Source organism: Aliiroseovarius sp. S2029, from assembly GCF_023195575.1.
Lineage (GTDB): Bacteria > Pseudomonadota > Alphaproteobacteria > Rhodobacterales > Rhodobacteraceae > Aliiroseovarius > Aliiroseovarius zhejiangensis.
The window spans coordinates 650142-673483 of sequence record NZ_JALPQE010000001.1 but is presented as its reverse complement, the minus strand read 5'-3'; the positions used below and the strand labels follow the sequence as shown (position 1 = coordinate 673483).

At 61.5% G+C, this 23342-nt stretch carries 20 protein-coding genes; 12 read left to right on the top strand and 8 right to left on the bottom strand.

The annotated features are described in order from the left end of the window. The first annotated feature begins 11 nt into the window (after window positions 1–11). The 9 genes from MUY21_RS03350 (at window position 12) to MUY21_RS03310 (ending at window position 11441) form a co-directional block, all read left to right on the top strand. On the top strand, window positions 12–1484 hold the full coding sequence (locus MUY21_RS03350; protein ID WP_248408956.1) for a 2-isopropylmalate synthase: 1473 nt from the start codon (window positions 12–14) through the stop codon (window positions 1482–1484). Between the two features lie 245 nt (window positions 1485–1729). Then, window positions 1730–3274, top strand: a complete 1545-nt coding sequence (locus tag MUY21_RS03345; RefSeq protein WP_248408955.1) for a 2-isopropylmalate synthase — start codon at window positions 1730–1732, stop codon at window positions 3272–3274. A gap of 39 nt (window positions 3275–3313) precedes the next feature. After that, window positions 3314–4651, top strand: a complete 1338-nt coding sequence (locus MUY21_RS03340; RefSeq protein ID WP_248408954.1) for an MFS transporter — start codon at window positions 3314–3316, stop codon at window positions 4649–4651. A gap of 184 nt (window positions 4652–4835) precedes the next feature. Continuing rightward, the gene (locus MUY21_RS03335; RefSeq protein WP_248408953.1) at window positions 4836–5873 is read left to right on the top strand and encodes a rod shape-determining protein; all 1038 of its coding nucleotides are present in this window, start codon (window positions 4836–4838) and stop codon (window positions 5871–5873) included. Window positions 5874–5928: 55 nt separating this feature from the next. Continuing rightward, the gene (gene mreC / locus MUY21_RS03330; RefSeq protein WP_248408952.1) at window positions 5929–6879 is read left to right on the top strand and encodes a rod shape-determining protein MreC; all 951 of its coding nucleotides are present in this window, start codon (window positions 5929–5931) and stop codon (window positions 6877–6879) included. Then, a complete protein-coding gene (locus MUY21_RS03325; protein WP_248408951.1) occupies window positions 6876–7415 on the top strand; it encodes a rod shape-determining protein MreD in 540 nt (179 codons plus the stop codon). Before mreC ends, MUY21_RS03325 begins: the two co-directional genes overlap by 4 nt. Beyond that, entirely contained in the window at window positions 7412–9367 is a 1956-nt protein-coding gene (gene mrdA / locus MUY21_RS03320; RefSeq protein ID WP_248408950.1) for a penicillin-binding protein 2, read from the top strand. Before MUY21_RS03325 ends, mrdA begins: the two co-directional genes overlap by 4 nt. Beyond that, window positions 9364–10512 (top strand): rod shape-determining protein RodA, encoded by a 1149-nt coding sequence (gene rodA / locus MUY21_RS03315; protein WP_191286426.1) that lies wholly within the window; start codon window positions 9364–9366, stop codon window positions 10510–10512. The genes mrdA and rodA overlap by 4 nt, the downstream gene beginning before the upstream one ends. Beyond that, window positions 10509–11441, top strand: coding sequence for a glyoxylate/hydroxypyruvate reductase A (locus MUY21_RS03310; protein WP_248408949.1), 933 nt, complete (start codon window positions 10509–10511; stop codon window positions 11439–11441). The genes rodA and MUY21_RS03310 overlap by 4 nt, the downstream gene beginning before the upstream one ends. Window positions 11442–11453: 12 nt before the next feature. On the opposite strand, the gene dtd is transcribed toward MUY21_RS03310, so the two are convergent. The 8 genes from dtd to MUY21_RS03270 form a co-directional block, all read right to left on the bottom strand. Next, window positions 11454–11891: a D-aminoacyl-tRNA deacylase gene (gene dtd / locus MUY21_RS03305; protein ID WP_248408948.1), complete on the bottom strand. Its 438-nt coding sequence runs from the start codon at window positions 11889–11891 to the stop codon at window positions 11454–11456. Beyond that, window positions 11888–12571: a nitroreductase gene (locus tag MUY21_RS03300; RefSeq protein ID WP_248408947.1), complete on the bottom strand. Its 684-nt coding sequence runs from the start codon at window positions 12569–12571 to the stop codon at window positions 11888–11890. Before MUY21_RS03300 ends, dtd begins: the two co-directional genes overlap by 4 nt. A 9-nt stretch (window positions 12572–12580) precedes the next feature. After that, window positions 12581–13696, bottom strand: coding sequence for a TFIIB-type zinc finger domain-containing protein (locus MUY21_RS03295; RefSeq protein WP_248408946.1), 1116 nt, complete (start codon window positions 13694–13696; stop codon window positions 12581–12583). Window positions 13697–13759: 63 nt separating this feature from the next. Then, window positions 13760–14875 (bottom strand): SPFH domain-containing protein, encoded by a 1116-nt coding sequence (locus MUY21_RS03290; RefSeq protein ID WP_248408945.1) that lies wholly within the window; start codon window positions 14873–14875, stop codon window positions 13760–13762. 26 nt (window positions 14876–14901) lie between these two features. Continuing rightward, window positions 14902–15855, bottom strand: coding sequence for a DUF2927 domain-containing protein (locus MUY21_RS03285; protein ID WP_248408944.1), 954 nt, complete (start codon window positions 15853–15855; stop codon window positions 14902–14904). A gap of 22 nt (window positions 15856–15877) precedes the next feature. Then, on the bottom strand, window positions 15878–17071 hold the full coding sequence (locus MUY21_RS03280) for a toxic anion resistance protein (RefSeq protein ID WP_248408943.1): 1194 nt from the start codon (window positions 17069–17071) through the stop codon (window positions 15878–15880). 17 nt (window positions 17072–17088) lie between these two features. Beyond that, window positions 17089–17991: a 5-bromo-4-chloroindolyl phosphate hydrolysis family protein gene (locus tag MUY21_RS03275; RefSeq protein WP_248408942.1), complete on the bottom strand. Its 903-nt coding sequence runs from the start codon at window positions 17989–17991 to the stop codon at window positions 17089–17091. Window positions 17992–18303: 312 nt separating this feature from the next. Continuing rightward, window positions 18304–19386, bottom strand: coding sequence for an alkane 1-monooxygenase (locus tag MUY21_RS03270; RefSeq protein WP_248408941.1), 1083 nt, complete (start codon window positions 19384–19386; stop codon window positions 18304–18306). 150 nt (window positions 19387–19536) lie between these two features. On the opposite strand from MUY21_RS03270, the gene MUY21_RS03265 reads away from it, so the two are divergent. The 3 genes from MUY21_RS03265 (at window position 19537) to ftsY (ending at window position 23342) form a co-directional block, all read left to right on the top strand. Then, on the top strand, window positions 19537–21222 hold the full coding sequence (locus MUY21_RS03265) for an NAD(P)H-dependent oxidoreductase subunit E (protein ID WP_248408940.1): 1686 nt from the start codon (window positions 19537–19539) through the stop codon (window positions 21220–21222). 115 nt (window positions 21223–21337) lie between these two features. After that, on the top strand, window positions 21338–21973 hold the full coding sequence (locus MUY21_RS03260; RefSeq protein WP_248408939.1) for a lysoplasmalogenase: 636 nt from the start codon (window positions 21338–21340) through the stop codon (window positions 21971–21973). 70 nt (window positions 21974–22043) lie between these two features. Continuing rightward, window positions 22044–23342 carry a signal recognition particle-docking protein FtsY gene (gene ftsY / locus MUY21_RS03255; RefSeq protein ID WP_248408938.1) on the top strand — a complete coding sequence of 433 codons (1299 nt, stop codon included), beginning with the start codon at window positions 22044–22046 and terminating at the stop codon, window positions 23340–23342.

The window sequence follows — 23342 nt, the reverse complement described above, 5'->3', positions numbered from 1 at the left end:
AGAGGTTGGACATGGATCCCCTTCGCACAGGTATTCGTGGTGTCGTCTTGGGTCTGGCGCTGGGGGCGACGCCGGTCATGGCGCAGGTCGAGACCAAGCAATACGAAGATGGCGCGGTGTACGAGGGGACGTTCAAAGGGGGCGTGCAACACGGGATGGGCACGCTGCAATTGCCCACGGGCTACGAATATACCGGCGAGTTCATCGAGGGCGAGATCGTCGGCCAGGGTGTCGCGCGTTTCCCCAACGGGTCGATTTATGAAGGCAGCTTCGCCAAGGGCAAACCCGAGGGCTTTGGCAAGATCACCTTTGCCGACGGATCGACCTTCGAAGGTGACTGGGTGGATGGCAAGATCAATGGATCGGGCCTTGCGATCTATGCCAATGGCATCAAATACGAGGGTGGGTTCCGCAACGCCATGCATCACGGGCAGGGGCGGCTGCAAAGCCCGACCGGTTATATCTATGAAGGCGACTGGGTTGCTGGCGTGAAAGAAGGGCGCGGCATCTCGACCTATGCGGATGGGTCCACCTATGACGGTGAGATGCGCGCAGGCGAACGCCATGGTACAGGCGTCCTGACGCAGGCTGATGGAATGATTTTCGATGGCACCTGGGAAAAGGGCCAGATGCAGGGTGAAGGTATCCTGAAACAGGCCAATGGCGACATCTATTCCGGCAATTTCGAAGCGGGTGCCCGTCAGGGGCAAGGCGTGGTCGAATACGCCAATGGCGACCGCTATGAAGGCAGTTTCGAAAACGACAAGCGCCACGGGCAGGGCGTGTTCGAAGGGGCTGATGGCTATCGTTACGAAGGCAGTTGGGTGGCCGGTGTCATACAGGGCGCGGGCAAGGTGACATATCCCGATGGCTCGGTGTATGAAGGGCAGTTTCGCGATGGTCTGGCCGACGGCACCGGCACGATCACCTATCCCGATGGCAACACCTATGAAGGGGAATGGAAAGCCGGGGTGATCGAAGGCAAGGGGGTTGCCCGCTACACCAACGGCACCGTCTATGACGGGATGTTCAAAGACGCGCTCTATGACGGGCACGGCAGTCTGACGACAGCCGATGGCACCACCTATACCGGGGAATGGCAGGCCGGGCAGCCGCATGGGCAGGGCCGTTCGGTCTTTGCCGATGGTGCGGTATACGAGGGCAGCTTTGTCGGCGGATTGCGCGAAGGCAAGGGCACCTATACCGGGACGGATGGATTTTCCTATGACGGCGAATGGCTGTCGGGGCTGTTTCACGGGCAGGGCGTCGCAATCTATGCCAATGGCGATCGCTATCAGGGCGGGTTCCAGAAGGGCAAACGCCACGGAAACGGGGTCGTGACCCGCGCCGACGGCAGTCAGGAAGAGGGCACCTGGGAAGACGGCGTCATCGCCGGGACCGCAAGCACCTCTCCCGCGCCGGCGCTGGACAGCGCCGCGGGGGCGGATGCCGCTGCGGCCAGTTCGGATGCCGCAACCAACTAAGCCCGGCCCTGCAAATAGTCTCAGATTGCCCGAAAAAAGGGCTTTATCTCGGCCGAAACCGCCCTATAGTCGCGCCCATGGTATCGCAGAAACATATCGCACACCGCCCCGCGCTGGGCCTTCTGCTTCTTCTTAGCCGCCTCTGAGCGTGCCGTTTTGGCGCGACCGCTCAGGGGAACCGCCATACGCGCCACGAACCGGCCCCGCGTTGGGCCACCAAGGCTAAGACACTTCTACTGAAAGACATGACTATGACCACCACATCGGATCACGTGTTGATTTTCGACACAACCTTGCGTGACGGCGAACAAAGCCCCGGCGCGACCATGACCCATGACGAGAAACTGGAAATTGCCGAGATGCTGGACGACATGGGCGTCGACATCATCGAAGCCGGGTTTCCGATCGCCTCGGACGGTGATTTTGCGGCAGTCAGCGAGATCGCGAAGCGGTCAAAGAGCTCAGTTATTTGCGGGCTGAGCCGCGCAAATTTCAAAGATATCGACCGCTGCGCCGAAGCGGTGCGCCATGCCGCCAAGCCGCGCATTCACACCTTCATCGGCACCTCGCCCCTGCATCGCGAGATCCCAAACCTGTCGAAAGACGAGATGGCGGATCTGATCCACGAAACCGTCACCCACGCCCGCAACCTGACCGATGACGTGCAATGGTCTGCGATGGACGCCACCCGGACCGAGCATGATTATCTGTGCCGCGTGATCGAGATTGCGATCAAGGCTGGTGCGACCACAATCAACATTCCCGACACGGTGGGCTATACCGCGCCGCGCGAAAGTGCCGATCTGATCCGGATGCTGATCGAAAAGGTGCCTGGCGCGGATGAAGTGACGTTTGCCACCCACTGTCACAACGATCTGGGCATGGCGACCGCGAACGCGCTGGCGGCGGTCGAGGCCGGTGCGCGCCAGATTGAATGCACCATCAATGGTCTGGGCGAGCGCGCGGGCAACACCGCGCTGGAAGAGGTCGTGATGGCCTTGAAGGTGCGCAACGATATCATGCCGTGGTCTACTGGCGTTGATACGAAGAAAATCATGAACATCTCGCGCCGCGTGGCGCAGGTATCTGGCTTTGCCGTGCAGTACAACAAGGCCATCGTCGGCAAGAACGCCTTTGCCCATGAAAGCGGCATCCATCAGGACGGAATGCTGAAAAACGCCGAGACGTTCGAAATCATGCGCCCCGAAGATGTGGGTCTGTCCGAAACCAGCCTAGTGTTGGGAAAGCATTCGGGCCGCGCCGCCCTGCGTGACCGGCTGAACCAGTTGGGCTTTGACGTGGGCGACAACCAGTTGAAAGACGTGTTCGTGCGCTTCAAGGAACTGGCCGACCGCAAGAAAGAGGTGTTCGACGACGACCTGATCGCCTTGATGCGTGACGGAACGGATGCCGAGAATGACCGCATACAGGTGAAATTCCTGCGCGTGATCTGCGGGACCGAGGCGCCTCAATCCGCCGATCTGACGCTGGAGATTGACGGCACGGACCACCAGAAAACCGCAACCGGGGATGGGCCTGTAGATGCGACGTTCAACGCGATCCAGCATCTGTTTCCGCATGACGCGACGCTGCAGCTTTATCAGGTGCACGCCGTGACCGAAGGGACTGATGCACAGGCCACAGTGTCTGTGAGGATGGAAGAGAACGGCAAGATCGTCACCGGCCAATCATCCGACACGGACACGGTTGTGGCCTCGGCCAAGGCCTATGTGAACGCCCTGAACAACTTGCTGGTGCGGCGCGAAAAAACCAAGCCCGAAGGCGTTTGACAGATTGACCGGCATGCGGGCGGGGATACACTCGCCCGTATGATACGCGCCCTGTCCAACCGCACCTATGCCACGCTGTTCACCGCGCAGGTGGTGGCTTTGCTGGGCACCGGGTTGATGACCATCGCGCTGGGTCTTCTGGCTTATGATCTGGCGGGTGATGCCGCCGGTGCGGTTCTGGGCACGGCGTTCACGATCAAGATGGTTGCCTATGTCGGCCTGTCGCCGGTGCTGGCGGCCAGCCTCGTACACCTGCCGCGCAAGGCGGTGTTGATCGGGGCCGATCTGGCGCGCGCAGGGGTGGCGCTGGCGCTTCCTTTCGTGACCGAAGTCTGGCAGATCTATGCGCTGATCTTCGTGTTGCAGACCGCATCGGCCAGTTTCACGCCGGTCTTTCAGGCGACGATCCCCGATATCCTGACGGACGAGGAAGATTATACTCAGGCCTTGTCCCTGTCGCGCCTGGCTTATGACCTTGAAAACCTGCTCAGCCCCACGCTGGCGGCGCTTCTGCTTCTGGTGATCTCGTTCCATGGGTTATTTACCGGGACGGTTGTCGGGTTCTTGATCTCGGCTGCTCTGGTGGCGCGGTGTGACTTGCCACCATTTGCCGGAACGACCGAGACACGACCGTTTTCAGAACGCCTGACCCGAGGCAGTCGCATCTATCTGGCCACGCCACGCCTTCGCGGATTGTTGGCGTTGAACCTGACCGCCGCCGCCATCGGGGCTTTCGTTTTGGTGAACACCGTTGTGCTGATCCGGTCAGACTATGGTTTGGGCGAACGCGCGCTGGGGGTTGCCATGGCAGCGTTCGGGGGCGGGTCGATGCTGGCCGCGATCCTGTTGCCCCGGCTTCTCGGACGGGTGCGCGAACGCGATGTCATGTTGCCAGCGGCGATTGCGCTGACAAGCCTGGCCTTTATCTTCGCGGCCATCATCTGGGGCAGGTCGCTGCCGCCCTGGTGGCTGTTTCTGACCTTCTGGTCGCTGATCGGGGCTTTCTACTCTGCGATCCTGACCCCGTCGGGACGGCTTTTGCGCATTTCCGCCCATGCCGAGGATCGACCCGCGATATTTGCCGCCCAGTTTGCGCTGTCACATGCGTGTTGGATGATCACCTATCCGCTGGCCGGCTGGATGGGGCGATATGCGGGCCTGACGGCGGTGTTGCTGGTGCTGGCAGTCCTTGGGGCGATGGGTGTTTTCGCGGCCATGCGGCTTTGGCCCGCGCATGGTGATCGCGTGATTGAACACAGTCATCCGGATCTGCCGCCGGACCATCCGCATATGAAAGCACATCAGACCCACGGGCGCGAACATGCCCATGTCTTTGTAATTGATGATGAACACCGGGCCTGGCCAACCCATGGCTAGATCGGCACCAGATCGGCAAAATCGGCCCGTTTCATGGCTGATTTCCCTTTTCCAGCTAAGCGATAAGCCGCTTGAACGGGTGTATTAGGGCTTTCACCTGCGCCTGCTGCCCCGTATATATCCTTCGGTCTGCACCCGGGCGGGAATCGCGGACGGCAAGGGTATTCAAACGGGGTAGGCATTGATGGCTGGGTTTTCGAGTTTGTTTTCGTCGGACATGGCAATTGACCTTGGGACGGCGAACACGCTGGTTTACGTGAAGGGCAAGGGAATTGTCCTGAACGAACCTTCGGTCGTTGCCTACCATGTCAAGGACGGTGTCAAGAAGGTGCTGGCCGTGGGCGAAGATGCCAAGCTGATGCTGGGCCGCACCCCCGGCTCGATCGAGGCCATCCGCCCCATGCGCGAAGGTGTGATCGCCGATTTCGACAGCGCGGAAGAGATGATCAAGCATTTCATCCGCAAGGTGCACAAGCGCACGACCTTTTCGAAGCCGAAGATTATCGTTTGCGTTCCCCATGGTGCCACCCCCGTTGAAAAACGCGCCATTCGCCAATCCGTGATCTCGGCAGGTGCGCGCAAGGCTGGGCTGGTTGCCGAACCGATTGCCGCAGCCATCGGGGCCGGGATGCCGATCACCGATCCGACCGGCAACATGGTCGTTGATATCGGCGGCGGCACGACCGAGGTTGCCGTGATGTCGCTGGGCGACATCGTCTATGCGCGCTCGGTGCGCGTGGGTGGCGACCGGATGGATGATGCGATCATCAACTATTTGCGTCGTCAGCAGAACATCCTGGTGGGTGAAACCACGGCAGAGCGAATCAAGACCTCGATCGGCACGGCCCGGATGCCCGATGACGGGCGTGGTGCGTCGCTGAAGATCCGGGGCCGCGACCTGTTGAACGGCGTGCCCAAGGAAACCGAGATTTCTCAGGCTCAGGTGGCCGAGGCGCTGGCCGAACCCGTGCAGCAAATTTGCGAAGCGGTCATGACCGCGCTGGAAGCCACCCCGCCCGATCTGGCAGCGGATATCGTGGATCGTGGCGTGATGCTGACCGGCGGTGGCGCGCTTCTGGGCGAGCTGGATCTTGCTCTGCGCGAACAGACCGGCCTGTCGATCTCGGTCGCGGATGAAAGCCTGAACTGCGTGGCGCTGGGCACCGGCAAGGCGCTGGAGTTCGAAAAGCAACTGCGCCACGTCATCGACTACGACAGCTGACAGGCCCGCCCCGTCCGGTTGGGGCTGGTCTCGTCTGGTGTGACCGGAGGCCATATTGGCAAAGAAGAGCAATCAGAGCGACATCTATGCCCGTCCGCTGCGCCGGCTGATGGTGGGCATTCTGATGCTGTGCCTGTTCCTGATCTTCCTGGTCTGGCGCATCGACAGCCCGCGCGTGGAACGTTTCCGTGCCAATCTGGTCGACCGGGTCGTGCCCAGCTTCGACTGGGCGCTGGTGCCCGTCACCAAGATGGTTGGTATGATCGAGGATTTTCAATCCTACCAGCGCATCTATGAGCAAAATCAAGAGCTTCGCCGCGAATTGCAGCAGATGAAAGCCTGGAAAGAGGCCGCGCTGCAACTGGAGCAGGAAAACGCGCAGCTTCTGAACCTGAACAACGTGCGGCTGGATGCGCAACTGTCCTATGTCACGGGTGTTGTGCTGACCGACAGCGGGTCGCCCTTCCGGCAGTCGGTGCTTCTGAACATCGGCGCGCGGGACGGGATCATCGACGGTTGGGCCACGACGGACGGGCTGGGCCTTGCGGGACGTATCTCGGGCGTCGGGCAGAAAACAAGCCGTGTGATCCTGTTGACCGACAGCAACAGCCGGGTCCCGATCATGGTGCAGCCCTCGGGTCAGACGGCGCTGCTTGTGGGCGACAACTCGGCCGCGCCACCGATCGAGTTTCTGGAATCCCCCGAAAAAGTGCGCCCCGGCGACCGTGTCGTGTCCTCGGGCGATGGGGGCGTGTTTCCCGCAGGGCTTCTGGTGGGGCATGTGGCGATGGGCACGGACCGCAGGTTGCGGGTGCGCCTGTCTGCCGATTACGAACGTCTGGAGTTTCTGCGGGTGCTGCGAAGCCACCCCGGCGAAAAGGTGGATGATGACGGGGCGCTGATCGTGTCGACGCCTGCATTGCCGCCGCTGCCGGACCCTGCACCCGAGACCACCGAAGAAGATGCACAGACCGAGGCCCCGGCGACCGAGGGGACAGGCGGATGACCGACCACCTGACCTTGATGCGCTGGCTGTTTTCACTGGCGCTTGTCCTCATTGCAGCGGTGGTCTTGTTCGCACGCCTATTGCCGATCGACCTGACGCCGGGGCGGTTTCCCGGCCCCGATATCCTGTTGGCTTTTACCTTTGCCTGGGTGCTGCGCCGCCCTGACTATGTGCCGGTTCTGCTGGTGGCGATCCTGTTTTTTCTGATGGACATGCTGTTGCTGCGCGTGCCCGGCGTCTGGCCCCTGATGGTCGTGGCCGGGTCCGAGTTCTTGCGCCGTCGCGAATCCGGTCTGCGCGAGCGGCATTTCCTTGTCGAATGGGGGCTTGTCGCCATGACCCTGTTTGCAATGCTGGTGGGGCAGCGTATCTTGTTGGCAGTGTTCTTTGTGGGTCAGGTGCCCTTCGGTCGTGAGCTGTTGCAGTTGATTTCGACGGCCTTGGCCTATCCGCTGGTGGTGTTCGTATCGGTCTTTCTGCTGGGTGTGGAAAAACTGCAACCCGGCGACGATGCAATTACAAGGCAGGCGTCATGAAGCGATCACCGATTGATACCGAGAAAAGCGCCCGGGGCATCACCCGGCGGGGGCTTGTTCTGGGGGGGTTGCAGGTCTCGTTCGCCGCGTTGCTGGTGGGGCGGATGCGCTTCATGCAGGTCGACCAGACCGAGGAATACCGCACACTTGCCGAAGAAAATCGCATCAAGTTCCAACTGATCCCGCCTGCCCGTGGCATGATCCATGACCGCAATGGAAAGCTGATCGCGGGAAACGAACAGAATTATCGTATCGTATTGGTGCGTGAGGACGCGGGCGATCCGGCCAAGGTGTTGGCACGGCTGCGTAAAATCGTCTGGATCGAGGATGACGAGGTCGCGCGGATCCTGTCCGAAATGAAGCGGCGCAGTTCTTTCGTGCCGGTCACGATTGCGGATCGTGTAGCCTGGGAAGACGTGGCCGAGGTGGCGATCAATGCCCCCGTCCTGCCCGGCATCACGCCCGAGGTCGGTCTGTCGCGCATCTATCCCCGCGCGTCCGATTTCGCGCATGTGGTCGGCTATGTCGGGCCGGTGTCAGATTATGACCTGAGCAAGCTGGAAGACCCGGACCCGCTGTTGCAAATTCCACGGTTCCAGATCGGTAAAAGCGGGGTCGAGGCCAAGCTGGAGCTGTCTCTGCGCGGCTCAGCCGGCACGCGCGAGGTCGAAGTGAACGCCGTCGGGCGCGAAATGCGCGAACTGGGGCGCGAGGAAGGGCAGGCGGGGGACAATATCCAGCTGACGGTTGATGCCGACCTTCAGGCCTATGTTCAGGCCCGGATGGCAGGCGAAAGCGCGGCGGCGGTCGTGATGGACACGCAAACCGGTGACGTGCTTGCCATCGGGTCGACACCGTCCTTTGACCCCAACAAGTTCGTGCGCGGCATTTCAGGGTCGGATTACAAGGCGCTTCTGGAAGATCCGTATCGACCGCTGGCCGCAAAACCGGCGCAGGGCACCTATCCGCCGGGGTCGACCTTCAAGATGGTCACGGCACTGGCCGCGCTGGAAGAAGGCGTGATCAACGTTGGCGAAACCGTGAAATGCTTTGGCCATGTCGAGGTGCACAAGCGACGGTTCCACTGTTGGAAGCGCGTCGGGCACGGTAAGGTCGATCTGGTGAAAAGCCTGCGTGAAAGCTGCGACATCTATTACTACGAAGTCGCGCAGCGCGTCGGGATCGAGAAGATTGCGGCGATGGCGCGTCGCCTTGGTCTGGGGGATCGGCACGACCTGCCCCTGTCGGCGGTCGCGCAGGGGCTTGTTCCCGACAAAGCCTGGAAAAGAGAAGCCCGCGGCGCGGATTGGGTCATCGGGGACAGTCTGAATGCGGGAATCGGACAAGGGTTCGTGCTGGCCTCGCCCTTGCAATTGGCGGTGATGACCGCCCGGATTGCGACCGGTCAGGCGATTTCCCCTCGGCTTGTGCGTGCCATCAACGGGGTGGAGCAACCGGTGATGAACGGTGGTCCGCTGGGCATAAGTGCCGAAAAACTGCGATACATCCGGCAAGGGATGTACGAGGTGGTGAACGCCAAGCGCGGCACTGCCGGGCGTTCGAAGATCGTGGCCGAAGGGCTGCGCATGGCCGGCAAGACCGGCACAAGTCAGGTCCGCAACATCACCAAGGCCGAACGCGCGCGCGGTGTCACCCGCAACGAAGACCTGCCGTGGAACCGGCGCGACCACGCGTTGTTTGTCTGCTACGCCCCTGCCGAAGCACCGCGTTATGCGGTGTCCGTGGTGGTTGAGCATGGCGGCGGAGGGTCCAAGGCAGCCGCCCCGATTGCGCGCGATATTCTGCTGCAAACTGTCTATGAGGGTGAACCGCCGCTGGAGGCCTATCCGTCCAGCCAGCGCGGTACCATCCGGTCGCGCCAGCGCGATATCGAGGAGATGCTGAGCCGCCCGCCCGCAGAACGTTTCACCGAACAAAGCGATCAGGCATGAGCTATCTGGAATATAACGTAAAGGTCGTGCCGGCCGGACTGCGCAAGGTGTTGTATATCAATTGGTTCCTTGTGTTGCTTCTGACGGCAGTGGCGGCGATGGGCTTCTTGATGCTCTATTCTGTCGCCGGTGGCAGCATGGAGCCGTGGGCCGCGGCGCAGATGAAGCGGTTTGCCTTGGGCATGGCCCTGATGTTCGCCATCGCAATGGTGCCGATCTGGTTTTGGCGGAACATGGCGGGGCTGGGATACATTCTGTCTCTTATCCTTCTGATCCTGGTTGAATTCATCGGCGCCACCGGCATGGGCGCACAACGCTGGATCGATCTGGGGTTCATGCGTCTGCAACCCTCCGAACTGTCAAAAATCACGCTGGTGATGATCCTCGCGGCCTATTACGACTGGCTGGACATCAAGAAAGTGTCGCGTCCGTTCTGGGTTCTGTTGCCGATCATCCTGATCCTCCTGCCCACGGCGCTGGTGCTCAAGCAGCCCGATCTCGGCACCTCGATCCTGCTGTTGGCCGGGGGTGGGGCGATCATGTTTCTGGCCGGGGTCAGTCTGTGGTATTTCGGGGCGGTGATCGCCGCCGGGGTCGGGCTGGTCACGTCCGTCTTCATGTCGCGCGGGACCGACTGGCAGTTGCTGAAAGACTATCAATACCGCCGCATCGACACGTTTCTGGACCCGTCGTCTGACCCCTTGGGGGCGGGCTATCACATCACCCAGTCCAAGATCGCGCTGGGGTCGGGGGGCTGGACCGGGCGGGGTTTCATGCAGGGCACGCAGTCGCGCCTGAACTTCCTGCCGGAAAAACAGACCGACTTCATCTTCACAACGCTGGCGGAAGAGCTTGGGTTCGTTGGTGGCGTATCCCTTCTGGCGCTCTACGTGCTGATCCTTGCCTTTTGCATAGCATCTGCGCTGCAGAACAAGGACCGGTTCAGCTCGCTTTTGATCCTTGGGGTGGCGGTGACGTTCTTTCTGTTCTTCGCGGTGAACATGTCGATGGTCATGGGCCTTGCCCCGGTGGTGGGCGTGCCCTTGCCATTGGTCAGCTATGGCGGGTCGGCGATGCTGGTTTTGCTGGTGGGTTTCGGACTGGTGCAAAGCGCGCATGTGCATCGGGCCAGGCAGAAAAGATGAGCGTGAACGTCCTTTATGCTGGCAACGAAAAGCTGTGGCCGGTCTATGAGGTCGCGCTGACCGAGGCGTTGGCGGAACATGGGTTGGACGCAACCCTGTCCTGCGACCTGCCCCCGGCGCAGGTCGACTACATCGTTTATGCGCCCAATGGGAAGGTGCAGGATTTCTCGCCCTTCACTGGTGCCAAAGCCGTGCTGGGCCTGTGGGCGGGGGTCGAAAAGGTGGTGGGGAACCCAACCTTGACCCAGCCCTATACGCGCATGGTTGATGACGGATTGACCGAAGGCATGACCGAATGGGTCACGGGCCAGGTTCTGCGTCACCATCTGGGGCTGGATCAGTATATCCACCGGACCGACCCGATCTGGCACCAACCCGCACCACCGCTCGCGCGGGACCGGACGGTGGCGGTGCTGGGGCTTGGCGCGCTGGGCTGTGCGGCCGCGCAGGCGCTGCGGGCGTTGAATTTCAAGGTCTGTGGCTGGAGCCGCCGCCCGAAGGACATCGCGGGCATCGACTGTCACAGCGGGGACGAGGGGTTGCGGACAGTGCTGGCGCAGGCCGAAATCGTGGTGTTGCTTCTGCCCAAGACCCAGGCGACCGAGAATATTCTGAACGCCGAGCGTTTGGGCTGGCTGCCCAAGGGGGCGGTGGTCATCAATCCCGGGCGCGGACCGCTGATCGACGATCAGGCGTTGCTTGTCGCGCTGGGCAGCGGGCAGGTCGCCCATGCCACGCTTGATGTGTTCCGGGTCGAACCCTTGCCCGACGATCATCCTTTCTGGACCCATCCGAATGTGACGGTCACGCCGCATATCGCCGCCGACACCCGCCCGTCTTCCGCCGCCCGCGTGGTGGCGGAAAACATCCGCCGGTCCGAGGCCGGCGAGCCGCTTTTGCATCTTGTGGATCGTGAGGCAGGCTACTGAAACCGTGTGCGCCTACACTTCCATCCAGATCGTCACCGGCCCGTCATTCACCAGCGAGACCTTCATATCCGCCCCGAACTGGCCCTGTTCGGTGCTGATGCCAAGCCTGCGCAGGGCGCCCGCGAAACGGTTGTAGAGCCGTTCGCCCTCGGCAGGCGGGGCGGCGGTGGAAAACCCCGGACGGTTCCCGCGCGAGGTGTCTGCGGCCAATGTGAACTGGCTGACCACCAGCGCGCTGCCGCCTGTGTCCAGCAGCGATCGGTTCATTTTTCCGGCGTCGTCCTTGAAGATGCGCAGTTTCGCGACCTTGGCGGCCAGTGCGTCGGCGTTGGTGTCACTATCGCCCTCCATGGCGCAGACAAGGATCATCAACCCCGGCCCGGTTTGACCGATCAGGTTGCCATCCACGTGAACGGCGGCTTCGCTGACGCGTTGGATCAGGGCTTTCATGATTGGTCCTCTTCTCCGTGCAGGCGCACCCATTCAGCCAACGGTGCGCGGGCGGTGCGAAATTGATTTGCGGGATGTGTGTCATCACCATAACCGAACGAGATCCCGCACAGGATCACCCGATCGTCGGGCAGGCTGAACCAATCGCGCAGGAATGGGGCATAGGCCGCCACCGCCGCCTGCGGGATCGAGGCGATGCCAAGCGACGTGGCGGCAAGGGCGAAGCCGGTGATGAACCCGCCGCAATCCAGATAGGCATAAGGGCCAAGCTCGGCCGGGGCAGTCAGCAGCGCAAAGCAGGGTGCGCCGAACAGGTGGAAGTTTTCCAGCATCTGTCTGGCCGAGGCCTGCCTGTCGCCGCGCGCTACGCCTACGGCATCATACAACTGCAAGCCACACCGCTTGCGCCGGGATTGATGCGCGCCGGTATAGGCGCTGGGCCAGCCCACATCGGGGGTTTGGGGCGCGATCATCGCATGGTCATAAAGCGCCTTGCGCAACCGATCAGTTTCCGCACCGACCGTGATGTCGACCTGCCAGGGTTGCGCGTTGCACCAGCTTGGCACCTTCTGGGCGGCGGTCAGGATTTGCGTGATGTACTCAGCCGGCACGGGGTCAGGCTTGAACCCACGGCAGGAATGCCGGGCGCCCAGCAGCGCGTTGAAATCATCATATTGCATGGTCTGTCCCTATTGGCTTTGGGCCGACACATAGCCGATGATCCCGGCGGCGATCAGCCCCAAAATGACCGCCATCGCGATCTTCAACGCCGAATATGGCCGCTCGCCCTGCACACGCCCGTTCTGCCCGTTCACCACGAAGCGATAGGTTTTGCCGCGATACTTGTAGGCCGCCAGCCAGACCGGCAAGAGGATGTGCTTGAACGTGACATCTGACATCTTCGTGTCCATCGAGGTCACGCGCTGGCGATCCCCGCCGATGTCAAATTTAACATCCCGCAGGATGATGCGGTTCATGAAATCGCGGGCTTCCGAGAACCCCTGCTCCAGATCGACGGTGTAGCCTTCGGCCTGGAATCCCGCGAGGTATTCGGGTCGATACGGTTCCAGCCGCGACAAGTCCCACGGCTCCAGCGCGTCGGTATATGTCTTTGGCAATCCGCGAGAGGCCAGCACAAGAACATCGTCAAAAACCCGCGCGACACGCCCTGAAACCGATTGCCACCTGACCGTTTGCGAACGTTTCTGCCGTCTTTCTCCGTTGACCGTGACCGTGCGCACACGTTCATGTACCGTCCCGCGCTGACCGCTATAGGTCGTGCGGGTGTCGGCATCGAAGGTCCAGTAGGGCACATAGATCCCGGTCATGCGCCGCCCTTTTCGGGCATATTCACGCAACCCGTTTGGCGCGAACCAGAGCTGCCCCAGCCAGTCGGTCATGGCCTTATGGGCGTCGCGTTCGCGGATTTCGAACGGGGCAAGCCCCTTGGGCTTGAACCTTCGATGGGTGCCGGTGTCGGTCACAACGGGTGTGGCGCAGAACGGGCATTCAGTGGCATGGGTGTCGCCATCAAACTCGATCAGGGCCGCGCAGTTGGGGCAGGTCACAATCCGCGTGACCTCGGTCTCGGTGTCCGGCAATTGCTGGGACAAGGCGCGTTTCAGATCAAGCTCGCGGATGACAGGGACTGCGGCGGGCCGGTCCTCGATCGGCTGCTGATTGCCGCAATGGTCGCAGGTCAACAGGTTCCGTTCGGGATCGAAGCGCAAATCCGCCCCGCATTGGTCGCAAGGGAAGCGGTGCTCTTCCAGCGGCGCTTGAGTGTCTTCACGCGGATAAGCCATCCGGGGCAGCCTCGTCTTTCAGGCGGTTGAGAAGAGCGAGCGGCGCGTGCGCCGCCGGGGCAATCAGGTGCCGGGCGGCGGGGGTGGCATGACGGTGAAAAGCTGTGCCAGTTCCGCCACCTCGTCGGCCCGCATCCAGCCATCCTGCCCGGGTGTCCAAACATAAGTGTCACGCGTCAGACCTCCAGACGCTGCCATGCGGCCCAAAGCGGCCTTGGAAAACGGCCCCTTTGTTTCACCGCCATCGGCGACATGCCAAACCTTTTCAACCGGAGGCGGCGGGGGCGTCTGCGGCACGGTGGGGGCAGGGGCGGCGCCCCATGGCCCGCTCTGCGCCATTTGTCCGGCCATCGCCATGCCCAGACCCATGCCAAGCCCCGCACCCATGCCGCCGCCACCCGACGGGTTTTGCGCCGCAGCGGTCATGGCCTCTGCCGCCGAATACTGCGTGAACGCCCCAAGATCGCCCGCAACCCCCATCGAAGTGCGCTTGTCCAACGCCGCTTCGACCGCAGGGGGCAGCGAGATGTTTTCGATATAGAACTCGGGAATGATCAGCCCGTATTCTGCCACGATGCCCGAAATTTCGGAGGCGATCAGGGCCCCTAGATCGGCTGTGTTGGCGGCCATGTCCAGAACCGGGATACCCGCACCCGCAATCACACGGCTGAAGGCCTGCACGATGATGTTGCGGATCTGATAGCTGATCTCGTCCATCGTGAACTCGCCGTCCGTGCCGACGATTTCGACCAGGAACCTGGCCGGGTCCGACACGCGCACGCTATAGGTGCCGAAGGCGCGGATGCGGGTCGGCCCAAATTCGGGGTCGCGCAGCATGATGGGGTTTTTGGTGCCCCATTTCAGGTCATTGAACCGGGTCGTGTTGACGAAATAAATCTCGGACTTGAACGGAGACTTGAAGCCATGATCCCAGTGATTGATCGTGGTCAGGATCGGCATGTTGTTGGTTTCAAGCATGTAAAGGCCGGGGGTGAACACATCGGCCAACTGCCCTTCATGGACAAACACGGCGGCCTGCCCCTCGCGGACGGTCAGCTTGGCGCCATACTTGATCTCGTGGCCTTCCCGTTCGAAACGCCAAACCATCGTGTCGCGGGTGTCATCCACCCAGTGAATGACGTCGATGAACTCGCCCGTCAGAAAATCAAGAATTCCCATAGTTACGCTCCCTTATTGGGTGTGGGTCACACTGCGCCGCCGGTCAGTTCGGCAGCGATCTGTTTGATGATCGGGCGGGCTTCCTCCGCCGTCATGTTCGGCCTGAGCCGGTCGTCGTATAGCATGCGAAGCAGGTTTTCATCATGCGTGGTCAAAAGGCCGAACTCCTCGTCGTCGTTGAAAATCGACGGGCGGGCTTGCGGGCTGTCATTGGACAGGCCCAACCCCTGCGCGACCTCTTCGTGAATGCACGAGGTGCGCATCAGGTCCGGATGCTCGCTGCGGATGACCGCCACGGCTTGTTCAAACCGACCATTGTTTTCCGGGTCACGCCCAAAGACCAGGCAATAGGTGTCGCGCGGCATGTTGATGACCGCCCGCTGGCTCAGCGCGCTGATGCCGGGCACGATCCTGCGCAGCTCTGACCCGAAGGCTTTGCGCTCGTCCTCGTTCAGGATGTAGACGCGGAAATTGCCCTCCCCGTTGGTCATGCTGATCGGATGTCCAGTGACCCGGGCCAGGCGGCGGACATACCGGGACAGGACCGCACGGTCACGCATCTTCTTGTCATCAGGTGTGGCCAAGCCGAAATGCACCGAGACCCGCACCGGTTTTTCCCAGCGCGTCAGACGCGAGGCATTTTCACGCGCAACCAGACGCCCGCCCGCTTGCGAGTATTCCTGAAAGAAGGCGATGCGTTCAAAGTTGCGGGCCAGCATCGCCGCGCTGAACGGCACATCCGCGCCGCCGCCATCGGTGCGAAGCAGGCCCTGGGTCAACAAGCTGCGCTGCACACTGGCGTAATAGTTGACCAATGCCAGGCTTTCCGCACTGGGCACCAGATTGGCCGATACCGCCCTTGGCTTCGGTGTAGGAGAGGTGGACAGGCCAGCCCCAACGGGACCAGCCGATTGGCACGCCGACAGCGCCAGCGTTGCCGCCAGGGCTCCGGTTGCCAGTGTCAGGGGGTGTCGCCGCATTGCGTCCCTTTCCCAATCCTGTTCATGCCTGTGGCACCGAGCTTGCCATGTTGTGCGCCGATGCGGTGCCGCGCGATGTGGCGGCGGCCAGAGTGTCCTTCAACTCGGCCTCCATCTTGATCAGTTCTTCCTCGGCGGCGGCGCGTTTGGCTTTGCCTTCATCGGCGATGGCCAGGCTTTCCTCGATCGTGGCGATCAGAGTCGCATTGGCGGATTTCACCGCCTCGATGTCAAAGACCCCACGTTCCATTTCCTTGCGCACCATGCGGTTGGCTTCTTGCAGGTTTTCGGCATTGGCGGTCAGCAATTCGTTGGTCAGATCGGTGGCGTCCTTGACGGCGCGCGCAGCTTCCGACGACCTTTGGATGGTCACGGCCTGCGCCAGTTGCGTTTCCCACAGGGGAACAGTGTTCACGAGCGTCGAGTTGATCTTTGTCACCAGCGACTTGTCGTTTTCCTGCACCAACCGGATCGACGGCAGTGACTGCATCGTCACCTGTCGCGTCAGTTTCAGATCATGCACTCGGCGCTCCAGATCATCGCGCGCAGCGCGCAGGTCACGCAATTCCTGGGCCTTGATCACGCCCTGGTCCTCGGGCGCGTCGGCGACCTCGGCTTCCTTGGCGGGGATGACGGTGTCATCCAATTCGGCCAGCTTGGCCTCGCCCGCCGAGATGTAGAGCGCCAGTTCGTCATAGAACTCCAGCGTTTTTTCATAGAGCTTGTCCAGCGATTTGATGTCCTTCAGAAGCGCGTGTTCATGGCCCAGAAGATTGTCGGTGATCTTGTCGATCTGTCCCTGAACATCCTCGTACCGAGCCATGAATTTCGCGGCAGGAGCCATGCGGCCCAGCAGTTTTTCCCACCAGCTGCGTTCGCGCCGCATGTCCAACTCGCTGATCGAAAAGCCGCGGATCGTGGTCACGATATTGCGCAAGCTGTCACCGGCGGGGCCGACATCCTTGTTGCGCACCCCGGCCAGCATGTCCTGGCTGATCACCTGCAATTCGGCCTGGGCGGCGGATCCGAATTCGATGATCGACTGGGTGTTTTCCATGTCGATCTCGGCCATGCGCTTTTCAATCTCGGCACTGACTTTCTTGTTCGCCTTTTCCAGCGGCACCAGCGCGCTTGAGGGTTCCGGCAGCACGACGGCGGTCACTTCTTCAATATCCTTCAGGGCCGCTTCGGCCTTTTGACGTGTCGTATTGGTCATTTGAAAATCCTCACAAGTTACTCGGTTCGCACGCCTTCGCGTGCCAGTCGTTCGCGCAGAACCTCGATTTCGACATCAAGGTCAGTGCGGTTGTCGTTCAGAAACTGCCGGGTACGGGCGGCGAAATTCGCCTCAAGATCATCCAGCAGGGTTTCATATTCGGCGCGGGCGGTGCCGCTTGGATCACGCATATGAATGTCCACGAACTTGGTCGTCGCGTCACGCGCACCCAGCAGATAGACCCCCAGATACTTGCGGGCCGCCGTCAGGTCGCGCGGATCATCCTCGACGGTGCGGAACATATCGCGGGCGGTCGCGATGAAGCGATCCACACGCCCTTCAAGGCGGCGATCCTTGGTCCGGTTGATGGCGTCCTTCATGGCGCGCAGATGTTTTTCGGCTTCGGTCACGGCGCGGGCCACGCGGTCGGTCTGGAAGGTGTCCACATCCTCCATCCCCTTGTCGCGCATCGGGTCCAGCCCGAACGAAAACGCATGCAGGCCGACCCCCAGCAGTCCAAGTGCAGCCGCGATAATCGGCGAGCCATCGACCGAGCCCGCCAGAAACAGACCGATCCCCGTCATGGCCGAGCCAAACAGCTTGCGCGGAATGGCGGGACGGCGGGCGATCTTGCGCGCGTCGTATTCTTCCTGAGCCAGAATGCCTTCGCGCGTCAGCCAAGCAGCCCCGATCAATGCCCCGAACGCCAACAGACGCAGGATCAGGTCGCCGGGGTCGCGAAAGAACGCCAGAAAGGCCAGCGGCAGCGGGGCCAGAAACAACAGGTTCACACGCCCACCGGCGCGCGAGCGGGTTTTGCCGTGATAGGGCGAGCGTTCGACCGGTCCGCCATCCTGCCGCGTGTCCGAGTTGCGATCAGACGATTTCGGGCTGAACTCGCCGCCATAACGCTGTGACATCACGCGCCCCCCGTGATCGAGACATAGAGGATCAGCGCGACGAGCACGAAAAAAGCGGTCTTTTGTAGTCCATTCTCAGACAATCGGAAGCCTTTCCTGCTCACCGTTTCGAAATCAATATAGGGTCGTCTGCCCGCTATCGCTATGGGTTTGTTGACGGAATGCGGTGGGGTGGTTCGCCCGGGGCGTTTGGTGTCCATCTCGCGCGAACGTCCGTCGCGCAGCTTTTTTCGGTTTCGGTCGTTGTTCAGATCAATCCTATCGCAGTGCATCACAGGTCCAACGGGGAAACCCACCCATTCGTTCCCGATTTCAGCTGTGCGTGGTTGCCATCTCGGCCTGCGGGGCGCTCCGGCTGCGCCATTTGCGCAGGGCGCGACCCATCACCCGGTCCCAAAGCGGCGGGATCAGGGCGATGGTGGCCATCATGGGCAGGGAATAGGGCAGGATGGGCGCCGTTTGGGCGTCGGGCAGGGACAGCGCGGGATAGCGCCGCATTGGATGGTCGTGATGGTCGGAATGGCGCGGCGCGTTCAGCATCATGTGCGATGAAAACCAGTGCGGCGCGTTCCAGCTGTGCTCGACTCCGACGGGGGCGAAGTCCCCGTCCGGGCGCTTGTCCCTGAGCAGGCCATAATGCTGGACGTAATCTGACAAGAGCAGCTGCATCTGCGCATGCAGGCACAACAGAAGATAGACCAGAAAGCCACCTATGCCGCCGATCCAAAGCGCCGCAACCATCATCACAATTGCCCCTGCGACATAGATGTAGTAAGGGTGCATCCCCCACCGCTGGCGTCGCACAAGGTCTTGTTTTTCCATCTCGTACCCCGCCACGAAGGACCCAATCCAGGCGCGCGGTGCGAAATCATAGAAACTTTCGCCCTCTTGCGCGGTGTTGGGGTCGTCCGGGGTCGCCACCCAGCGGTGATGCACCTTGGGGTGGGCAGAGGCATGATGCCCAAACAGAAGCGAGATATAGACCCATCTGCCAAGGCTGCGCAGCGCGCGGTCGCTGCGGTGGATCAACTCGTGCGCGTTGGCGTTCGAGACCTGACCAAAGAACAGCCCCGCGGCAAGAAAGGTGCAGGCGGTGGCGGCAAGACTGTGCTGCATGCCACCCCCCAGCGAAAAGACGACAAGTCCAAGCAATCCGAAATGGCTCAACGCCAACAGGGCAGACAAGCGGTCCGCGCCTTGGGCGGTATCCTCTTCGTCCAGCGGGGGCGTGATCCGCGCGATCACTGCATCCAGACCATAGACCAGAAGCGTCATGTAAATCAGGGCCACCGCCGCAAAGCAGCCTCCGAATATCGCCGCCAGTGCGATCAGCACCACGGGGGTCAGGCTGGCAATCGCAAAAACCCTGAGGGGATGGGTTGGTTGTCCGGACATATGCGCTCCGCTTGTTGGCCCGGGGTGGGCGTGAATAAAATATCAGGGAAACGGACGCGATGCGCAATCCGCCATATCTATGTCGCTTTTGGATGGCGTCAGGTTGGGGGCGCCGTTTATTGTGGGGGCAATGTATGATCGGGGATCGCAATGGCGTTGGACGAGAAAAAAGGCATCTGGAAATCTGGCAAGGGCAAGGGACGGCGCAAGCCGAAAGGTCGGCAGGTCGACCCCGCCGCGCTTGAGGACATTCAGGCGCTGCTGGGCGACCGTCCGCGCCGCCGTGATCTGTTGATCGAGTTTCTGCATCTGATCCAGGACGCCCACGGCCATCTGTCTGCCGCCCATCTGCGCGCGCTGGCAAACGAGATGAAGATGAGCCAGGCCGAGGTCTACGAGGTCGCCAGTTTCTATGCCCATTTCGACGTGGTGCGCGAAGGCGAGACACCACCGCCCGCATTGACCATTCGTGTCTGTGACAGCCTGTCGTGTGAACTGGCCGGGGCTGAGGCGTTGCAAAAGGCGCTGAAAGACGGGCTGGACGCGGATCAGGTTCGCGTGGTGCGTGCGCCCTGCATGGGCCGATGTGATACCGCTCCGGTGCTGGAACTGGGCCACAATCACATCGACCATGCCACGCCTGAAAAGGTGCAGGCGGCGATTGCGGCGGGTGACACGCACACCAAACTGCCCGACTACGAAGATTTGGCCGCCTATCGCGCCGCAGGCGGTTACGCGACGCTGGAAGACCTGCGCGCGGGTGGCGATTGGGAGGCCGTGCAGACGCAAGTGCTGGACGCCGGTCTGCGCGGTCTTGGCGGGGCCGGGTTTCCGTCGGGCAAGAAATGGGGCTTTGTACGTGCCAATGACGGCCCCCGTTATCTGGCCGTTAACGGTGACGAGGGCGAGCCGGGCACGTTCAAGGACCGTTACTATCTGGAACGCACCCCACATCTGATGCTGGAAGGCATGTTGATCGCCGCCTGGGCGGTCGAGGCCGAGACCTGCTTTATCTATATGCGCGACGAATACCCGGCGGTGCTGGAAATCCTGCGACGCGAGATTGCGGCGCTGGAAGACGCGGGGCTGATCACTCCGGGCTATATCGATCTGCGACGCGGGGCCGGGGCTTACATCTGCGGCGAAGAAAGCGCGATGATCGAGTCGATCGAGGGCAAGCGCGGCCTGCCCCGCCACCGCCCGCCTTTCGTGGCGCAGGTGGGCATCTTTGACCGCCCGACCTTGGTGCATAACGTCGAAACCCTGCACTGGGTGACGCGCATCCTGCGCGAAGGGGGCGAGGTTCTGTCGTCGGTCGAGAAGAACGGGCGCAAAGGGTTGCGATCCTATTCGGTGTCGGGGCGCGTGGCCAATCCCGGGGTGCATCTGCTGCCTGCCGGGTCCACGATCCGCGACCTGATCGACGCCTGTGGCGGGATGGCCGAGGGGCACAGCTTCAAGGCTTATCAACCGGGCGGCCCGTCCTCGGGCCTGTTGCCTGCGTCGATGGACGACATCCCGCTGGATTTCGATACACTTCAGCCGCATGGCACCTTCATTGGGTCCGCCGCTGTCGTGGTCCTTTCGTACAAGGACAGTGCACGTGACGCCGCCCTGAATATGCTGCGGTTCTTCGAAGATGAAAGCTGTGGACAATGCACACCGTGTCGGTCGGGCTGTGAGAAAGCTGTGAAGCTGATGCAGGCGGACCACTGGGATCAAGGCTTGCTGAGTGAACTGTGCACCGTGATGCAGGATGCTTCGATCTGTGGGCTGGGGCAGGCGGCGCCAAATCCCATCCTGATGACCATGAAGCACTTTCCGGACGAGATTTGACGCGACCAACGAAGCGGTTCTTCCAACGTCACGCTTGACCCGTGCGCCCGGGCAGGCATGTGTTGTGCCAATGGCAATCACCTGTTGTTAACGGCTCTGGTGCAAGGAAGAAGTTATGATCTACCTGCCGATCCTTATGGGTCTGAGTTTTGCCGCCGCATACTTCCCCCTGACCTCGTCACAACCGACTTGGGGGCGGTCTGCCATCAAAACCATTCCTCTGCTGGCCTTTGCCCTTGCCGCTCATCTGGCGGGTCTGGGACCCTTCCTTGTGGCAGGGTTGTTTCTGTCCGCGCTGGGGGATTTCGGCCTTTCGCGCGATGGGGACGCGCCGTTTTTGTATGGATTGTCCGCTTTCGCGTTGGCCCATCTGGCATATATTTTGCATCTTTTGGGCATCTCGGATGCACAAATCTGGGATGCGTTTTCCACAGCGCCTGTTGCCGCGATCATTCTTGTGGCCCTGATGGTGTCGACCGAACTTTGGTTGGCCACGCATACCGGGCATCTGCAATGGCCTGTGCGCATCTATGTGGTGATCATCGGCACGATGGGCCTGTCTGCGCTGACATTGCCGTTCGGATGGACTGTGGTTGGCGCAGGGTTGTTTATCCTCTCGGATGTGATCCTTGCCATCAACCTGTTTCGGATGTCGGACACGCACCATCACCGGCTGAAGGCTGGATACTCGATCTGGGCGTTCTATATTACGGGGCAGGCGTTGATCCTTTGGGGTGGGTTGCAAGCCTGACCCCTCGCTGCCCCCTTCCATCCGCCACCCATGTGGCTTAGGTGGATAGAAAGCGATCAAGAGGGCGCACATGGCTTTTTTCTCGAAACTCAAGGAACGGCTGTTCAAATCGTCATCCAAGCTGGAAGAAGGGCTTGAGGCGATCGTCGAAGATGGCGGCGAAGAAGAACTGGTCGAGGATTCTGCCAAGGCTGCTGCGTCCACCGAAGTTGACGCATCCGCCCCCGTTGACACAACGCAGGATGCGCCAGATGTGATTCCTGAGCCTGAGCCTGAGCCTGAGCCTGAGCCTGAGCCTGAGCCTGAGCCTGAGCCTGAGCCTGAGCCTGAGCCTGAGCCTGTTGCGGAAGTGGTTGAGGTCGAGGAGCTTTCACCCGAACCCGAACCCGAACCCGAACCCGAACCCGAACCCGAACCCGAACCACTTGCCGCGCCGGTCGAGGCTCTGGTCGAAAGCGCACCGGAGCCCACTGCCAAACCCGGCCTTCTGGGCCGCATGTTTGGGCGGCGCGAGGCCAGGACGGTCGTCCGGCGCACCGTCGACGACGACATGCTGGAAAGCCTTGAGGATTTGATGATCACCTCAGACATGGGCGTTGACACGGCGATGCGCGTGACGGCCAATATCTCGGAAAGCTATTTCGGCAAGAAACTGTCGGTGGACGAGATCAAATCGGTTCTGGCGGCCGAAGTCACCCGTATCATGGAGCCGGTCGCGGTCCCAATGCCGCTTTATCCCAAACGCCCGCAGGTCGTCTTGATCGTCGGTGTGAACGGTGCGGGCAAGACGACCACCATCGGCAAGCTGGCCAGCCAGTTCACGGCGGCCGGCAAGAAGGTCGTGATTGCCGCTGGTGATACATTCCGTGCCGCCGCGGTCGAACAATTGCAAGTCTGGGGCGAACGCGCGGGCGTGCCGGTCCTGACCGCGCCCGAAGGGTCCGACCCCGCGTCCTTGGCCTTTGACGCGATGACGCAGGCCGAGGCGGACGGCGCCGACCTTCTGATGATCGACACCGCGGGCCGCTTGCAAAACCGCGCTGATCTGATGGAAGAATTGGCCAAGATCGTGCGCGTCATCAAGAAAAAGGACGAGACCGCGCCGCATAACACAGTGTTGGTGCTGGACGCGACCACGGGGCAAAACGCCCTGTCACAGGTCGAAACGTTCCAGAAACTCGCCGATGTGTCCGGGCTTGTCATGACCAAGCTCGATGGCACCGCCAAGGGTGGCGTGCTGGTCGCGCTGGCTGATAAATTCGCCCTGCCCATCCACGCGATTGGCGTGGGCGAGCAGATCGACGACCTGGCCCCCTTCGATCCCGAAGACTTCGCCCGCGCCCTGATCGGCATCACTGATCGGACCTGA

Excerpts from the sequence above, each read along its gene's own strand:
- MUY21_RS03335 (WP_248408953.1), top strand. The coding sequence starts at position 4,836 with ATGGCTGGGTTTTCGAGTTTGTTTTCGTCGGACATGGCAATTGACCTT.
- MUY21_RS03260 (WP_248408939.1), top strand. The coding sequence starts at position 21,338 with ATGATCTACCTGCCGATCCTTATGGGTCTGAGTTTTGCCGCCGCATAC.
- MUY21_RS03290 (WP_248408945.1), bottom strand. The coding sequence starts at position 14,875 with ATGGGAATTCTTGATTTTCTGACGGGCGAGTTCATCGACGTCATTCAC.
- MUY21_RS03295 (WP_248408946.1), bottom strand. The coding sequence starts at position 13,696 with ATGGCTTATCCGCGTGAAGACACTCAAGCGCCGCTGGAAGAGCACCGC.
- MUY21_RS03285 (WP_248408944.1), bottom strand. The coding sequence starts at position 15,855 with ATGCGGCGACACCCCCTGACACTGGCAACCGGAGCCCTGGCGGCAACG.
- MUY21_RS03270 (WP_248408941.1), bottom strand. The coding sequence starts at position 19,386 with ATGTCCGGACAACCAACCCATCCCCTCAGGGTTTTTGCGATTGCCAGC.
- MUY21_RS03340 (WP_248408954.1), top strand. The coding sequence starts at position 3,314 with ATGATACGCGCCCTGTCCAACCGCACCTATGCCACGCTGTTCACCGCG.
- mrdA (WP_248408950.1), top strand. The coding sequence starts at position 7,412 with ATGAAGCGATCACCGATTGATACCGAGAAAAGCGCCCGGGGCATCACC.
- MUY21_RS03280 (WP_248408943.1), bottom strand. The coding sequence starts at position 17,071 with ATGACCAATACGACACGTCAAAAGGCCGAAGCGGCCCTGAAGGATATT.
- MUY21_RS03345 (WP_248408955.1), top strand. The coding sequence starts at position 1,730 with ATGACTATGACCACCACATCGGATCACGTGTTGATTTTCGACACAACC.
- rodA (WP_191286426.1), top strand. The coding sequence starts at position 9,364 with ATGAGCTATCTGGAATATAACGTAAAGGTCGTGCCGGCCGGACTGCGC.
- MUY21_RS03310 (WP_248408949.1), top strand. The coding sequence starts at position 10,509 with ATGAGCGTGAACGTCCTTTATGCTGGCAACGAAAAGCTGTGGCCGGTC.
- MUY21_RS03325 (WP_248408951.1), top strand. The coding sequence starts at position 6,876 with ATGACCGACCACCTGACCTTGATGCGCTGGCTGTTTTCACTGGCGCTT.
- MUY21_RS03265 (WP_248408940.1), top strand. The coding sequence starts at position 19,537 with ATGGCGTTGGACGAGAAAAAAGGCATCTGGAAATCTGGCAAGGGCAAG.
- ftsY (WP_248408938.1), top strand. The coding sequence starts at position 22,044 with ATGGCTTTTTTCTCGAAACTCAAGGAACGGCTGTTCAAATCGTCATCC.
- dtd (WP_248408948.1), bottom strand. The coding sequence starts at position 11,891 with ATGAAAGCCCTGATCCAACGCGTCAGCGAAGCCGCCGTTCACGTGGAT.
- MUY21_RS03350 (WP_248408956.1), top strand. The coding sequence starts at position 12 with ATGGATCCCCTTCGCACAGGTATTCGTGGTGTCGTCTTGGGTCTGGCG.
- MUY21_RS03300 (WP_248408947.1), bottom strand. The coding sequence starts at position 12,571 with ATGCAATATGATGATTTCAACGCGCTGCTGGGCGCCCGGCATTCCTGC.
- MUY21_RS03275 (WP_248408942.1), bottom strand. The coding sequence starts at position 17,991 with ATGTCACAGCGTTATGGCGGCGAGTTCAGCCCGAAATCGTCTGATCGC.